A 553-nucleotide genomic window follows, 5' to 3' on the forward strand; every position below is an offset into this window, starting at 1 on the left:
TCAGCCCGGCGCCGACGCGCAGCCAGTCGGTCACCGCCACGCCGATGCTGGGCTGGATGTCGATCGTGCGCAGCTTCGTCCGGTCGGCGCTGTAGCGCGCCCAGCTGTCCGCCGGATAATCGGTGGTGAAGCTGTAGGGCGAAGTGATCGACACGCCGAGCGCGATGCGGTCGTTCAGCGGCACGGCGATCGCGCCCGAGGGGAGCACGCCGTTGTTGATCGGATTGCGGGTGACGCCGTTGCCGCCCACCGGCGCGGGCGGCTGGCCCGGGCGGACGATCAGCGTGCCGCTGTCGGCAACCTCGCCGCGCGGCAGGATGACCGAGGCGGAGATCGTCGCTGCGCCGCGATCGATGCCGCCGATCGCGGCGGGGTTCCACCAGATCGACGCGGCGCCGGTATCGGCGGCCTCGCCCGAAAAGGCACGGCCGGCCGCGCGGGCCGATTGTTCCTGGAGATAGAAGGCCTGGGCCTGGGCAGCCTGGGAGAAGCCGAGCAGCGCGGTCAGCGCGCTGCCGGCGGCCAGCGAATATTTGAAGGGGGACATCGGGGT

General features: G+C 71.6%; 1 protein-coding gene. It reads right to left on the bottom strand.

From position 1 onward, the window contains the following. Positions 1–547, bottom strand: a 547-nt coding sequence (locus tag HUO12_RS14260; RefSeq protein ID WP_176274487.1) for an OmpP1/FadL family transporter, incomplete at its 3' end; no start/stop codon positions are given. Positions 548–553: the final 6 nt, after the last annotated feature.

The organism is Altererythrobacter lutimaris, from assembly GCF_013371495.1.
Lineage (GTDB): Bacteria > Pseudomonadota > Alphaproteobacteria > Sphingomonadales > Sphingomonadaceae > Erythrobacter > Erythrobacter lutimaris_A.